Source organism: Rhizobium sp. BK008 (assembly GCF_014197345.1).
GTDB classification, from domain to species: Bacteria; Pseudomonadota; Alphaproteobacteria; order Rhizobiales; family Rhizobiaceae; genus Rhizobium; species Rhizobium anhuiense.
This window is the reverse complement of sequence record NZ_JACIFK010000005.1, coordinates 48,805-62,730: the sequence shown is the minus strand read 5'-3', so window position 1 is coordinate 62,730 and position 13,926 is coordinate 48,805. Positions and strand designations below refer to the sequence as shown.

17 protein-coding genes are annotated in these 13,926 nt (G+C 59.8%); 12 read left to right on the top strand and 5 right to left on the bottom strand.

All coding sequences use genetic code 11. The features are described from left to right. Window positions 1–33: 33 nt before the first annotated feature. Entirely contained in the window at window positions 34–336 is a 303-nt protein-coding gene (locus FHT69_RS20690; RefSeq protein WP_183905889.1) for a hypothetical protein, read from the bottom strand. 31 nt (window positions 337–367) lie between these two features. Between FHT69_RS20690 and FHT69_RS20685 the strand changes: the two genes are divergently transcribed. From FHT69_RS20685 to dnaQ, 5 genes are read left to right on the top strand one after another with little or no spacing between them, the layout of a single operon-like run. Further along, the gene (locus FHT69_RS20685; RefSeq protein WP_047615900.1) at window positions 368–1,189 is read left to right on the top strand and encodes a pyruvate, water dikinase regulatory protein; all 822 of its coding nucleotides are present in this window, start codon (window positions 368–370) and stop codon (window positions 1,187–1,189) included. A 33-nt stretch (window positions 1,190–1,222) separates the two neighbouring features. Next, on the top strand, window positions 1,223–1,822 hold the full coding sequence (locus FHT69_RS20680; RefSeq protein ID WP_047615902.1) for a Maf-like protein: 600 nt from the start codon (window positions 1,223–1,225) through the stop codon (window positions 1,820–1,822). Beyond that, window positions 1,815–2,672, top strand: coding sequence for a shikimate dehydrogenase (locus FHT69_RS20675; RefSeq protein ID WP_047615904.1), 858 nt, complete (start codon window positions 1,815–1,817; stop codon window positions 2,670–2,672). Before FHT69_RS20680 ends, FHT69_RS20675 begins: the two co-directional genes overlap by 8 nt. Then, complete coding sequence (gene coaE, locus FHT69_RS20670; protein WP_047615905.1) at window positions 2,672–3,283, top strand: dephospho-CoA kinase; 612 nt, start codon at window positions 2,672–2,674, stop codon at window positions 3,281–3,283. The genes FHT69_RS20675 and coaE overlap by 1 nt, the downstream gene beginning before the upstream one ends. Beyond that, window positions 3,276–4,013, top strand: coding sequence for a DNA polymerase III subunit epsilon (gene dnaQ / locus FHT69_RS20665; protein WP_183905888.1), 738 nt, complete (start codon window positions 3,276–3,278; stop codon window positions 4,011–4,013). The genes coaE and dnaQ overlap by 8 nt, the downstream gene beginning before the upstream one ends. Before the next feature lie 51 nt (window positions 4,014–4,064). Here the strand turns inward: dnaQ and secB are convergent, their stop codons facing one another. After that, window positions 4,065–4,547: a protein-export chaperone SecB gene (secB, locus tag FHT69_RS20660; protein WP_047616084.1), complete on the bottom strand. Its 483-nt coding sequence runs from the start codon at window positions 4,545–4,547 to the stop codon at window positions 4,065–4,067. A 101-nt stretch (window positions 4,548–4,648) separates the two neighbouring features. After that, window positions 4,649–5,155 carry an FxsA family protein gene (locus FHT69_RS20655; RefSeq protein ID WP_048338427.1) on the bottom strand — a complete coding sequence of 169 codons (507 nt, stop codon included), beginning with the start codon at window positions 5,153–5,155 and terminating at the stop codon, window positions 4,649–4,651. A gap of 131 nt (window positions 5,156–5,286) precedes the next feature. On the opposite strand from FHT69_RS20655, the gene FHT69_RS20650 reads away from it, so the two are divergent. The 5 genes from FHT69_RS20650 to gyrB all read left to right on the top strand — a co-directional run bounded on the left by FHT69_RS20650 (window position 5,287) and on the right by gyrB (window position 10,633). Then, window positions 5,287–5,991, top strand: coding sequence for a Tim44/TimA family putative adaptor protein (locus FHT69_RS20650; RefSeq protein WP_047615912.1), 705 nt, complete (start codon window positions 5,287–5,289; stop codon window positions 5,989–5,991). Beyond that, entirely contained in the window at window positions 5,984–7,123 is a 1,140-nt protein-coding gene (locus tag FHT69_RS20645; protein ID WP_063473887.1) for a murein transglycosylase A, read from the top strand. Before FHT69_RS20650 ends, FHT69_RS20645 begins: the two co-directional genes overlap by 8 nt. Next, window positions 7,123–7,689 carry a Smr/MutS family protein gene (locus tag FHT69_RS20640; protein ID WP_047615916.1) on the top strand — a complete coding sequence of 189 codons (567 nt, stop codon included), beginning with the start codon at window positions 7,123–7,125 and terminating at the stop codon, window positions 7,687–7,689. The genes FHT69_RS20645 and FHT69_RS20640 overlap by 1 nt, the downstream gene beginning before the upstream one ends. Then, window positions 7,686–8,063: a helix-turn-helix domain-containing protein gene (locus FHT69_RS20635; protein ID WP_047615918.1), complete on the top strand. Its 378-nt coding sequence runs from the start codon at window positions 7,686–7,688 to the stop codon at window positions 8,061–8,063. Before FHT69_RS20640 ends, FHT69_RS20635 begins: the two co-directional genes overlap by 4 nt. A gap of 134 nt (window positions 8,064–8,197) precedes the next feature. Beyond that, window positions 8,198–10,633: a DNA topoisomerase (ATP-hydrolyzing) subunit B gene (gyrB, locus tag FHT69_RS20630; RefSeq protein WP_047615921.1), complete on the top strand. Its 2,436-nt coding sequence runs from the start codon at window positions 8,198–8,200 to the stop codon at window positions 10,631–10,633. An 87-nt stretch (window positions 10,634–10,720) separates the two neighbouring features. Here gyrB and FHT69_RS20625 read toward each other — a convergent pair whose 3' ends face one another. Together FHT69_RS20625 and FHT69_RS20620 are read right to left on the bottom strand one after the other, a co-directional pair. Next, entirely contained in the window at window positions 10,721–11,320 is a 600-nt protein-coding gene (locus tag FHT69_RS20625) for a nitroreductase family protein (RefSeq protein WP_047615924.1), read from the bottom strand. Between the two features lie 46 nt (window positions 11,321–11,366). Then, entirely contained in the window at window positions 11,367–11,651 is a 285-nt protein-coding gene (locus FHT69_RS20620) for a DUF2218 domain-containing protein (protein ID WP_047616089.1), read from the bottom strand. Window positions 11,652–11,821: 170 nt separating this feature from the next. On the opposite strand from FHT69_RS20620, the gene FHT69_RS20615 reads away from it, so the two are divergent. Next, the gene (locus tag FHT69_RS20615) at window positions 11,822–12,775 is read left to right on the top strand and encodes a glutathione S-transferase family protein (RefSeq protein WP_183905887.1); all 954 of its coding nucleotides are present in this window, start codon (window positions 11,822–11,824) and stop codon (window positions 12,773–12,775) included. 150 nt (window positions 12,776–12,925) lie between these two features. Continuing rightward, on the top strand, window positions 12,926–13,768 hold the full coding sequence (locus tag FHT69_RS20610) for a fumarylacetoacetate hydrolase family protein (RefSeq protein ID WP_183905886.1): 843 nt from the start codon (window positions 12,926–12,928) through the stop codon (window positions 13,766–13,768). The last annotated feature ends 158 nt before the right edge of the window (window positions 13,769–13,926 follow it).

The window sequence follows — 13,926 nt, the reverse complement described above, 5'->3', positions numbered from 1 at the left end:
TAAAAGGTTTCTATTTCTTAGAGTCGGTGTCTATCAAGGATTAAAATCCATCCACTGCCGATGCCATTTGTCGCGCACCTGCAAAAAACATTGGAAGGATCTCGCCGTTGTTTCCGAGGTTCGGGGAAAAGCTGAATCTGAAAATGATTCCAAGCCCTTCGGAATGGGTGATTTTTTTCGTGGCTGTGGATAGGCTGTGGACCAGTTTTCCAGAAATCGATCTTCTCCCCATCGTCCACAGGGCCAACCGAAACCGATCCGCAAAATCCGAAATGTGGATAAGCAGGCATGTTTTCCCTTGCCGGAGGCTGCCTCGGCACCGTAGCTCTGTTTCATCCAGTCTTTTCAACAGGCAGCGGAAAATAGCGTGGAGAACAGAACGAACTTCTTTCATCTGCATCTGATTTCTGACTCAACGGGAGAGACTCTGATCTCCGCCGGCCGCGCCGCGTCGGCGCAGTTCAGATCCGCTCAGCCGATCGAACATGTCTATCCGCTGATCCGCAATCGCAAGCAGCTGCTGCCGGTTCTCCAAGCGATCGATGACGCCCCCGGCATTGTGCTCTACACCATTGTCGACCGGGAGCTCGCGAGCCTGATCGATGAGCGCTGCGTCGAGATGGGCGTTGCCTCGGTGAATGTGCTGGAGCCGGTCATGAATGCATTCCAGATCTATCTCGGTGCCCCGTCGCGCCGCCGGGTCGGAGCACAGCATGTGATGAATGCCGGCTACTTCGCGCGCATCGAAGCGCTGAATTTCACCATGGATCACGACGACGGTCAGATGCCGGACGATTATAACGATGCCGATGTCGTCATCATCGGCATCAGTCGTACGTCGAAAACACCGACCAGCATCTATCTCGCCAACCGAGGCATCAAGACGGCAAACATTCCGATCGTCTACGGCGTGCCATTGCCGGAGAGCCTCTTTGTCGCGACGAAACCGCTCATCGTCTGCCTGATCGCCACCACCGACCGTATTTCCCAGGTGCGGGAAAATCGGGTGCTCGGGGTGACGCAGGGCTTCGATCGCGAACACTACACCGACCGCGCCGCGATTTCGGAGGAGTTGAAATATGCCCGCTCGCTCTGTGCCCGTCACAACTGGCCGCTGATCGACGTCACGCGCCGCTCAATCGAGGAAACAGCCGCGGCAATCGTTGCCCTGCGCCCGAAGCTGCGCTAAGCGCTGACGAAATGCCGGCACTCCGAGGAACCCATGACGCCGAAACTCATTCTTGCATCGTCGAGTCCCTTTCGCCGGATGCTGATGGAAAATGCCGGTCTACCCTTCGAGGCGCATGCCGCAAGGATCGATGAACGGGCGGTCGAAGTACCTCTGGAAAAAGCTGGCGCCAAGCCGGATGCCGTCGCTCTCGTCCTGGCCAAAGCCAAGGCCGAGGAAGTGAGCAGCCGTTTTCCGGATGGCTTGGTCATCGGTTCGGATCAAACTATGTCGCTCGGCGACCGCGTTTTCCATAAGCCGAAGGACATGGCCGACGCGGCTGGTCATCTTCAAGCGCTTTCGGGAGTGTCCCACCGATTGAACAGCGCCGTTGCGATCGTCCGCGATGGCGTGCTCTTGTGGGAATATCTGGCGCATGCCGAACTGACGATGCGGCCGCTGACAGCGGATTTCATCGCCAGGCATCTGAGCCGGGTTGGCGAACGCGCGCTTTCCAGCGTCGGCGCCTATCAGTTGGAGGGAGAGGGCATCCAGCTTTTCGAAAAGATCGAGGGGGATTATTTCACCATTCTTGGCCTACCGATGCTGCCGCTCTTAAAAAAATTGCGAGAACTGGGAGCGATCGATGGGTGATTCACGTGAAACATTTGGGCCGAAAGCGTTTGTCACGGGCTTTCCCATCAAGCATTCGCGCTCGCCGTTGATCCACGGATATTGGCTGAAGACGCTCGGCCTGCCAGGCAGCTACCGCGCTCATGAAGTCGCCCCCGAGGCCTTTGGTGATTTCATTCGTGCGCTGAAGGACGGCAGTTCCGGCTTTGCCGGAGGCAATGTCACCATTCCCCACAAGGAAATGGCGTTCCGGCTCGCCGATAAACCGGACGCGTTGTCACGCGAACTTGGCGCCGCGAACACGCTCTGGCTGGAGGATGGCGTCTTGCATGCTACAAACACCGACGGTCGCGGCTTCATCGCCAATCTTGATGAACGCCATCCAGGCTGGGACCGGCACCGCAGAGCCGTCGTCTTTGGTGCCGGCGGCGCCAGCCGGGCGATCATCCAGGCGGTCCGGGATCGTGGTTTCCGCGAGATCCATGTCGTCAATCGCACCGTCGAACGCGCGCGTGAACTCGCGGACCGTTTTGGTCCGAGTGTTCAGGCCCACCCTGCCGGGGCGCTTGCCGAAGTCATGAAGGGTGCCGGCCTCTTCATCAATACCACCTCGCTCGGCATGGACGGCGAGGCTGCGCCCCAGCTCGATTTTTCACCTCTTGCAGCCGATGCCGTGGTCACCGACATCGTCTATGTGCCCTTGAAGACGCCGATCCTGGCACAGGCAGAAGAGCAAGGATTTCCTATTGTGGATGGTCTCGGCATGCTGTTGCATCAGGCCGTGCCCGGATTCGAGAGATGGTTCGGACAGCGTCCCGTTGTCGACGCTGCACTGCGTGCGCTCATCATTGCAGATATGGAATCACACTGATGCTGAAGATCGGTCTCACCGGCTCCATCGGAATGGGAAAATCGACGGCATCAAAGCTCTTTGCCGATGCCGGAATCCCGGTGAACGATTCTGATGCCGTGGTCCACGATCTCTATGCCGGCGAGGCTGCGCCCCTGGTGGATGCCGCCTTTCCCGGCACGATGAAGGATGGAGCAGTCGATCGGCATGAACTTGGCCGCCAGCTCGCTCTTGATCCCGACGGCTTTAAACGCCTGGAAGCGATCGTCCATCCGCTGGTTCGCAAACGCGAGATGGAATTTCTGGCGCAACAAGGTGCCGCTGGCGCCGACATGGTACTGCTCGATATTCCGCTGCTCTTCGAAACCGGCGCTGAGGAAAGAGTCGACGTCATCGTCGTCGTCAGCACTGATCCACAGATTCAGCGTCAAAGGGTGCTTGCGCGTCCCGACATGACCGAGGAAAAATTCAGCATGATTCTCTCCCGCCAGACACCGGACGCGGAAAAACGGCGGCGGGCCGATTATCTGATCGACACCAGTCACAGTATCGCGGAGACGAGGGAACGGGTGCTCGAGATCGTCGCCGACCTGAAAACGCGGATTGCCAAGGGAGATTTCCGGAATGCGTGAGATCATCTTCGATACGGAAACCACCGGTCTCGACAATCGCGCCGACCGCATCATCGAAATCGGCGGCATCGAGCTCTTCAACCATTTCCCTACAGGCAACACGATCCATATCTTCATCAATCCCGGAGATCAGAAGGTTCATCCGGATGCGCTCGCCGTACACGGCATCACCGATGAATTCCTGAAGGACAAGAAGCCTTTTGCGGACGTCGCCGAAGAAATCCTTACCTTTTTCGGCGATGCGAAGTGGATTGCCCACAACGCCACCTTCGATATGGGCTTCATCAACGCGGAGTTCGCGCGGATCGGCTTGCCGCCGATCCTGCCGGAAAGGGTGCTCGATACCTTGTCGATGGCCCGACGCAAACATCCGATGGGGCCGAATTCGCTCGATGCGCTTTGCCGGCGTTACGGCATCGACAATTCGCACCGGACCAAACACGGCGCGCTGCTCGACTCCGAACTGCTTGCCGAAGTCTATATCGAGATGATCGGCGGCCGACAGGCAGCCTTCGGTCTGAGCACGGTCAGCAAATCCAACCAGGCAGCTCGCGGTGACATGGCTGGGGATGACGATGAAGTGATTGCCGCAGTGCTCGAGCGGCCCCGCCCGCTTGGTAGCCGCCTCAGCCAAACCGAGGAGCAGGCGCATGAGGCGCTCGTCGCTAAGCTCGGGGAAAAAAGTATCTGGGCGAAATACGCCAACCTTGATTGGACCAGCCACAATTGAAAATGCCCGGGACCAGCCCGGGCATCCGTATTTCAGTGAAGAAAGATCCGCTCAGTTTGGAACGGCTTGAACCTTGGCGCGGGCCTGTTCTTCGGCGACGCGCTGGGCGAACATCTGCGTAAAGTCGATCGGGTCGATCATCAGCGGCGGGAAACCGCCGTTGCGGGTGACGTCGGCGATGATCTGACGGGCGAAGGGGAAGAGCATGCGCGGGCACTCGATAAAGAGAACCGGCAGCATGTGCTCCTGCGGGAAACCGGCCACGCGGAAGACGCCGCCATAGGCGAGTTCGGTATGGAAGACCGTCTTGTCGCCATCCTTGGCTTCGGCGTTCAGCGACAGCACGACATCGAAATCCGTATCGGAAAGCGGGTTGGCGTTGACGTTCACATTGATGTTGATCGTCGGCGCCTTGTCGCGGGCCTGCAGCGAACGCGGCGCACCCGGATTTTCGAAGGAGAGATCCTTGGTATATTGCGCAAGGATCGAAAGGGTGGGGTTGGCCGCACCGTTGTTGTTGTTATCGTCTGCCATTGGCTTTTCCTCGAGGGGCATGGGAATGGTGCCGCCATCTAACATTTCAGGGAAAGGCTTACAACCCTGAGCGCTTGGCGCGGTTGATCAGCCGCAGTGCCTCAATCGCCGAGATGCTTGCCGGACCACGGCGAGTTGCGATCCGGCTCTCTATGATAGTCCTCCTCGTCGAGATCGACCACCTTTGAGTTTGGCTTGCGGTCGCGAAAATCGGGTTGTGGCTCGGAGGAAAAACCGCCCTTGGCGTTGACGACGACGAAGCGTTTGGCAATCGCCCGCCAGACCAGATCGCGCACCGGCGGAATGAGAATGAGGATGGCAATGATATCCGTGAGGAAGCCGGGAATGATCAGCAGCAGCGAGGCGATGACGTTCATCGCCGGCCGCAGCAAATCTCGGCCAGGCATCACCCCGTTTCGTCCTTCGCTCGACATGCGGCGCAAAATACCGATGCCTTGCCGGCGCAGCAGAACCACGCCGAGAACGAAACCCAGCATGACGAGCGCGAGCGTCAGCCACAATCCGATCGCCCGGCCGACGACGACGAAACCGGCAATTTCGGCGAACGGGAGCAGCAGAATGAAAGCTGGCAGGATCGAAAAACGCATGTCTGTCATGTCCCGGACGTGCCGGTCTCCTCTTGGCGCCGGCGAAGATGCCAGCCATCATTTGAATCATCTGTATAGGCGGACTATATGGGAGTACAAATCAGAGATGTTAACGGCGGCTGCGATACGATATGAGTTCGAACGACTTCATCACATTATTTTTCCTGGTGGCGGCTGTGCTGATTTTCTTTCAGCTTCGCTCCGTGCTCGGGCGCCGCACAGGAAATGAGAAGCCGCCGCGCGATCTCTATACGCCGCGGGATGCGGCTCCGGCCGATGCCGCCGATGCCGGCAAAGTCGTAACGCTGCCGCGGCGCGATGCGACGACCGAGGATGAGGATCGCTTCGCCGCCATCGATGCTTTTGCGGCGCCTGGAACGCCGCTCAACGAATCGCTGCGTGCGCTGAACAAGGCCGATCCCGCTTTCAGCCCGAAGGAGTTTCTGAACGGCGCCCGCATGGCTTACGAGATGATCGTCATGGCCTATGCCGATGGCGACCGGAAAACACTCAAGAACTTGCTGTCCCGTGAAGTCTATGACGGTTTCGATGCGGCAATCGGCGAACGCGAAGCCCGCGGTGAGAAGGTGAAGTCCACCTTCGTCGGCATCGACAAGGCCGAAATCACCCATGCGGAGACGAAGGGCAGCGAAGCGCAGATCACCGTGCGCATCATCAGCCAGCTCATTTCGGCCACCTACGACAAGGCGGATGTGCTGATCGAAGGCGACGCCGAAAACGTCGCCGAGGTCAACGACCTCTGGACCTTTGCCCGCGACACCCGCTCGCGCGACCCGAACTGGAAACTCGTGGCGACCGAATCGGAACATGAGTGACCACGCAGCGGACTTCGTCCTGCAGGCCATAAGCTTCGACACTCTGGAAGGCTGGAAGGATGATGATCCTTCCGGCCTTTTTGAAGTCATGCGACGCTGCCGGCGGCAAATCAGCGATGTCAAACCGTACCGCACCGGATCGCTTGGCCTGAGTTCGGAAGACCTGCTCCCGCTTCTGGTCGCCGCCGAAGATGTCAGTCCGTCATCTCCGGCATCGGCGCGCGCCTTTTTCGAGACGCACTGTCGACCCTTTCTGATCCGCCGCAAGGACGGCAATTCCGGCTTCGTCACCGCCTTCTACGAGCCTGACATCGAGGTGTCGGAGCGGCCGGACGAAATATTCCGTTTCCCTTTCTACAGGCGCCCGGATGATCTGATCGATCTCGACGACGCCAATCGCCCCGCCGAGCTCGACAGCGCCTATGCTTTCGGCCGTCTGCATGACGGCCGCATCGGTGCCTATCCGGACCGCCGCGCCATCGATCAGGGTTTTCTCGAAGGCCGAGGCCTCGAAATCGCCTGGGCGAAGTCGAAGGTCGATGTCTTCTTCGTGCATGTGCAGGGCGCTGCCCGCCTGCGTTATCGGGATGGCCATATCGGCCGCATCACCTATGCCGCGAAGGCCGGCCATGCTTTTTCGGCGATCGGCAAGTTGCTGATCGAGAGGGGCGAGATCGATCGGGCGGAGATTTCGATGCAGGCGATCCGCGCCTGGCTGGCGCGCAATCCCGAGCGCGTCGACGAGGTGCTGTGGCATAACCACTCTTATATTTTCTTCCGGGAAGCGCCCTCGCAGGCTTTCAGCCTGCGAACCGCCGATCCTGGGGCCGGTCCGATCGCCGCCGCCAAGGTGCCGCTTCTCGCCGGGCGCTCGCTTGCGGTCGACCGGATGATCCATACGTTCGGTTTTCCCTTTTTCATTCGCGCCGAAAGCCTCACCCATCTCGATCACGGTCGACCGTTCCGCCGGCTGATGCTGGCGCTCGACACCGGCTCGGCGATCGTCGGGCCGGCGCGCGGTGACATCTTCACCGGCTCGGGGGATATGGCTGGGGAAAGTGCCGGCACGGTCCGCAACGATGCCGATTTTGCCATCCTCATCCCCAATGCCGCCGCCGGAAGATTCGACTGATGGCCAGGGATCGCAAGCTCAGCGCAGATGAGAGGATCCTCTGGGGCAAGGTCGCCCGCAGCACGCGGCCGATGCCCGGCAAGGCGGGCGCGCTGACCGAACTCGACGCCTTTCTTGCCGAAGCCGAAGCGGCGGCCGAACGGGAACAGGAAAAACAGACACCCGCCGCGCCCATGCCGCTGCAGCCGACGCTACCATCGGCGGCGAAACCGTCGGCGGGGGTGCATCATCCGCTGGAAAAGCCGGTCAAACGCAAGATCGCCAAGGGCCGGCTGGCGCTCGAAGCGCGGATCGACCTGCATGGGCTGGTGCAGAGCGAGGCCCATTCCATCCTTCTCGACTTCCTGATCCGGGCGCATGAGCGCGGCATGCGCCATGTGCTTGTCATCACCGGCAAGGGCAGCTCGATGGGCAGCGAAGGCGCGCTGAAGCGGGCCGTGCCGCTCTGGTTCTCCAAGCCCGAATTCCGCTACCTGATCTCGTCATATGAACCTGCCGCGCAGCATCATGGCGGCGAGGGCGCGCTCTATATTCGCCTGTCGCGGCGGCATGGGGAAAGACCATGACACCCTTCGGAGAGGCGGTTCGCCGGCTGAGAGCGCGCAAGGGCGTCTCGCAGAAGGAGATGGCGCAAGCGCTGAACGTCTCTCCCGCCTATCTCTCGGCGCTCGAACATGGAAAGCGTGGCCTGCCGACATTCGACCTGCTGCAGCGCATCGCCGGCTATTTCAACATCATCTGGGATGAGGCCGAGGAACTGTTCCTGCTCGCCCGCTCATCCGACCCGCGTGTCGTCATCGACACGTCAGGCCTGCCTCCCGAATATACCGAATTTGCCAACCGGCTGGCGCGGCGGATTCGCAGCCTTGACAGTGCGGAGATAGGCCGGCTATCGGCTCTTCTCGAAAATGGCGGCAAAGGCGACGGAAAAGCGTCATAATCCCCTGTTTTATGCCCTGTTTTAGGGGCGTGCCATGGGAACTGAGTTCAAAAAACCTATATACAAGAGGGAAGAAAGCCGGTGATTCGCAAGGCGCGCCGCAGCTTTACGACAACAGGGAAAATCTCAACAGAATGAGCGATACATCCGCGACGGAAAACGGCGTAAGCACCGAATATGGCGCAGATTCCATCAAGGTTCTGAAGGGCCTCGATGCCGTGCGCAAGCGCCCCGGCATGTATATCGGCGATACCGACGATGGCTCCGGCCTTCATCACATGGTCTATGAAGTCGTCGACAACGCAATCGACGAAGCGCTTGCCGGTCATGCCGACATCGTCACCGTCACGCTCAATCCGGATGGCTCGGTGACGGTCACCGATAACGGCCGCGGCATCCCGACGGATATCCATACCGGCGAAGGCGTCTCGGCCGCCGAAGTCATCATGACGCAGCTCCATGCCGGCGGTAAGTTCGACCAGAATTCCTACAAGGTCTCCGGCGGCCTGCACGGCGTCGGCGTCTCCGTCGTCAATGCGCTTTCCGTCTGGCTGAAACTGAAGATCCGCCGCCAGGGCAAGATCCATGAAATGAGCTTCAGCCATGGCGTGGCCGATGCGCCGCTGAAGGTCACGGGCGAAGCACCGAATGAGACCGGCACCGAAGTGAGCTTCATGCCGAGCACCGACACCTTCACGATGACGGAGTTCGATTACGGCACGCTAGAGCATCGCCTTCGCGAACTCGCCTTCCTGAACTCAGGCGTGCGCATCCTGCTGACCGACAAGCGCCATTCCGATATCAAGCAGGAAGAACTGCGTTACGATGGCGGCCTCGAGGCCTTCGTCGCCTATCTCGACCGTGCCAAGAAGTCGCTCGTCGACAAACCGGTTGCCATCCGCGGCGAAAAGGACGGCATCACCGTCGAAGTGGCGATGTGGTGGAACGACAGCTATCACGAGAACGTGCTCTGCTTCACCAACAACATTCCCCAGCGCGATGGCGGCACGCATATGGCCGGTTTCCGCGCCGCGCTGACGCGCCAGGTGGTTTCCTATGCCGACAGTTCCGGCATCACCAAAAAGGAAAAGGTAACGCTGCAGGGCGAAGACTGCCGCGAAGGCCTGACGGCGGTTCTGTCGGTCAAGGTGCCCGATCCGAAATTCTCCTCGCAGACCAAGGATAAGCTCGTTTCCTCGGAAGTCCGTCCTGTTGTCGAAAGTCTGGTCAACGAGGCGCTGAGCACCTGGTTCGAAGAACATCCAAGCGAAGCCAAGATCCTCGTTGGCAAGGTCGTCGAGGCCGCCGCCGCCCGCGAAGCGGCCCGCAAGGCGCGCGAGTTGACCCGCCGCAAGGGCGCACTCGATATCGCTTCGCTGCCGGGCAAGCTCGCCGACTGCTCCGAGCGCGATCCGACAAAATCCGAAGTCTTCCTCGTCGAGGGCGATTCTGCCGGCGGTTCGGCCAAGCAGGGCCGTTCGCGCGAAAACCAGGCAATCCTGCCGCTGCGCGGCAAGATCCTGAATGTTGAACGTGCTCGTTTCGACAAGATGCTGTCGAGCCAGGAAATCGGCACGTTGATCACAGCACTTGGCACCGGCATCGGCAAGGACGAGTTCAATGTCGAAAAGCTGCGCTACCACAAGATCATCATCATGACGGATGCCGATGTCGACGGCGCCCATATCCGCACCCTGCTGCTGACCTTCTTCTTCCGCCAGATGCCGGAACTGATCGAACGCGGCCATCTCTACATCGCCCAGCCACCGCTCTATAAGGTCGCGCGCGGCAAATCGGTGCAGTATCTGAAGGATGAGAAGGCGCTCGAAGAATATTTGATCGGCCAGGGTCTGGAAGATGCCGCACTGCGGCTCGGCAGCGGCGAGGTCCGCACCGGTCAAGACCTGCGCGAGGTCATCCTGGATGCGCTGCGCATGCGCGCTTTGCTCGACAATCTCCACTCGCGCTACAATCGTTCCGTCGTCGAACAGGCTGCCATCGCCGGCGCGCTCAACGCCGACCTCGTCAGCGACCAGGCAAGGGCGCTGGCGCTGGCAAACGAAGTGGCAGGCCGCCTCGATATCATTGCCGAGGAAACCGAGCGCGGCTGGCAGGGCGATCTGACCAGCGATGGCGGCCTGCGCCTCGAACGCATGGTCCGCGGCGTCAAGGAAATCGTCGTGCTCGACATGGCGTTGATCGGCTCTTCGGATGCCCGTCACATCGACCAGCTGACCGCACGTCTCAAGGAAATCTATCAGACGCCGCCGTCGTTGCATCGGCGCGAAGGCGATGTCGAGATCTCAGGCCCGCGTGCCTTGCTCGACGCGGTCTTCGCCAGCGGCCGCAAGGGCCTGACCATGCAGCGCTACAAGGGCCTCGGCGAGATGAATGCCGAGCAGCTCTGGGAAACGACTCTCGATCCGAATGTCCGCTCGTTGCTGCAGGTCAAGGTCAACGACGCCACCGATGCCGACGGCCTCTTCGCCCGTCTGATGGGCGACGAAGTCGAGCCGCGGCGCGAATTCATCCAGGACAATGCGCTGAGCGTCGCTAACCTCGATATCTGATTGATATTTCAGGAATTAGAAGCCCCGCTATCCCTGGATGGCGGGGCTTTCGTTTATCCGGATATCTGCTTGGTCCCTGGCTTCGCCTCAGTTCGCAGCGAAGCGGCCGTTGAAGGCGACGTCGGAGAGCGGCTTGCGCTGGCTGGGGAATTCGCGCGCCTGATTGCGTTCGGAAAGAACGCTCTTGTCGGCGAGCTTGCCGACGGCGACGCCTGCCTCGACCCGGTACCCCTCGGGAATGGCGAAAGCCTGCCTGATCTCCTCGTGTTTGATGCCGCCCATGCCATGGGCGTAGAAACCGGAGAGCCGCGCCTGGATCGCCAGATGCCCCCAGGCCGCACCGGCATCGAAGGAATGGGTGTAGCTCGGCTTCTCCTCGCCGGAGCCGGCAACGCCGGTGAAGGCGCGCGACACGACGAAGATCAGGGCCGACGCATTCCTCGCCCATTCCTGGTTGGCGTCGACGAGCAATGCGACGAATTTCTCCCAATGCTCCGAACCTTTGAGCGCATAGATGAAGCGCCAGGGCTGATGGTTGGCTGAGGACGGAGCCCAATGGGCGGCTTCGAGCAGGCTGAGCAGCTGCGCTTCCTCGATGATTTCGCCGGTGAAGGCGCGGGGCGACCAGCGATCGAGAAACATCGGATCGATCGGATATTCGGATTCGCGGTGATTGCTCTTCGTCATGCTTGTTCCATGGTTCGGGGCAGAAAATTTGGATCGGGGGCCGGGCTCAGTTGGTCCAGACGATGTCGAGCTCCTCGCGGAAGGCGAAGCGCTTCAGGTGATCGTCGATGACATCATGCATTCTTTGCTGTTGCGCGGGATCGGCGACGGAAAGTGTCATGGTCAGCGCCGCATCGTCGGCAGAAAACGTCACCTCGGCCGTATCGCTGAACGGCACCCGGCCCTTCACGGGATCGAAATCGACGCTGAACTTGTGGCTCCAGTGTTTGCAAAGCTGCTGCAGGTAGCGGCTCGCATGTTCGGTCCGCACGACGGCCTTGGAGAGATGCATGTCGAACTCCACTTCATCTTGTATCGCGGAGTCATATTTCCTGCGTCCTCGGCTTGGCAAGCGCAGCATCGTCGCAGTTTGGGTGTACAGACTGTCTCCAGAAAAGCGCCCTCACGCCGGCGTCGAAGCAGGATAATGAACGGTCTCGTCAATCGATTGGAGAGTTGCGCATGCTGGTGAACGGAAAATGGACGGAAGACTGGCAGCCCGTCCAGGCCAAGGACGAGAAGGGCGGTTTCATCAGGCAGACCTCGAGTTTCCGCAATTGGGTGACCCCGGATGGCACCGCCGGGCCGACGGGCGAAGGCGGCTTTGAAGCCTGCGCCGGCCGTTATCATCTCTATGTCGCCTATATCTGCCCCTGGGCCTCGCGCACATTGATCGGCCGCAAACTCAAGGGCCTGGAAGACGTCATCTCCGTTTCCGTCGTCGAACCGCTGCTGAGCAAGCAGGGCTGGCGTTTCGGTGATTATCCCGGCGCGACACAGGATCACGTCAATGGCGTAACCTATATGCATGAAATCTATACCAGGGCAGCACCCGATTTCACCGGCCGGGCCACCGTGCCGGTTCTCTGGGACAAGCGGAAAAAGACCATCGTCAACAATGAATCCGCAGATATCCTGCGCATGCTGAACGGCGGCTTCGGCAACTTGGCAAAAAATCCGATCGATCTTTACCCGGCGGAGAGGCGCGCCGAGATCGATGCTTTCAACGATCGCATCTATCCGACCCTCAACAACGGCGTCTACCGCGCCGGCTTCGCCACCACCCAGATCGCCTACGAAGAAGCCTTCGCCGATGTCTTTTCCTGCCTCGACTGGGTCGATCCGCAATTCGAAGGCCGGCCTTTTCTTTTCGCCGAGCATCCGACGGAAAGCGATATTCGGCTTTTCGTGACGCTGGTGCGCTTCGACGTCGCCTATCACGGCATCTTCAAATGCAATCTGCGCCGTCTTTCCGACTATCCGAACCTGCGCGCCTTCTGCCGTCGCATGCTGGATTGGCCGGGCATCGCAGAAACGGTGAATCTCGATCACATCAAGCGCGGCTACTATTCGGTCGAAAGCCTCAATCCGACGAAAATCGTCCCTGCCGGCCCTGATCTGGCGGAAATTTTTTAAAGCGTCATGCCGAAAGAATGGGGCAATTTCGGCAGAAAATCATCCGAATCGCAGGAAAGCCGTACCGCTTCCTGGCAAAGCCGTAATGACACCGATGAATAATTCGTTCATAGGTGGTTGCAAATCCGTTTTCGATGAGGAGGAATTTCCATGAAGCTGATGCGTGTTGGCGAAGCAGGCAGTGAAAAACCCGCGCTTCTCGATGCCGATGGCAAGATCCGCGATCTCTCCGGTCATGTCGCCGATATCGGCGGAGAGGCGATCACGCCCTCAGGCCTTGCCAGGATTGGGGCGATCGATCCGAAGAGCCTTCCGGAGCTTTCCCCCGGCCGCATCGGCGCCTGCGTCGCCGGCACTGGCAAGTTCATCTGCATCGGCTTGAATTATTCGGATCACGCTGCCGAAACCGGTGCGACCGTGCCGCCCGAGCCGATCATCTTCATGAAAGCAACATCGGCGATCGTCGGGCCGAACGACGATGTCATCATTCCGCGCGGTTCGGAAAAGACCGATTGGGAAGTCGAGCTCGGCGTTGTCATCGGCAAAACTGCCAAATATGTAACGGAAGCCGAAGCGCTGGATTATGTCGCCGGCTATTGCGTCTCCAATGACGTTTCCGAGCGCGCTTTCCAGACCGAGCGGTCCGGTCAATGGACCAAGGGCAAATCCTGCGACACCTTTGGCCCGATCGGCCCCTGGCTCGTCACCAAGGATGAAATTCCGCAACCGCAGAACCTCGGCATGTGGCTGACGGTCAACGGCCAGAAGATGCAGAACGGCTCGTCGAAGACGATGGTTTACGGCGTTGCTTTCCTCGTCTCCTACCTCAGCCAGTTCATGTCGCTGCATCCCGGTGACGTGATCTCGACCGGCACGCCTCCGGGCGTCGGCATGGGCCTCAAGCCGCCGCGTTATCTCAAGGCCGGCGACGTGGTCGAACTCGGCATCGAAGGTCTCGGCACGCAGAAGCAGACCTTCGTAGCGGATCGTTAACGACGCTTCCTGCTGAGAAACTTAAGTTTTCAGGCTGATGATGATGCCGGAGATCAATTCTGCGGCATTTCTTGTGTGGGTCTGGCTCGTCCATGTTGCTGTGCAACAAAAAACTGTTAGTCTGCGTTACGTGCCCGCATGGCGAAAAGACTCGATGC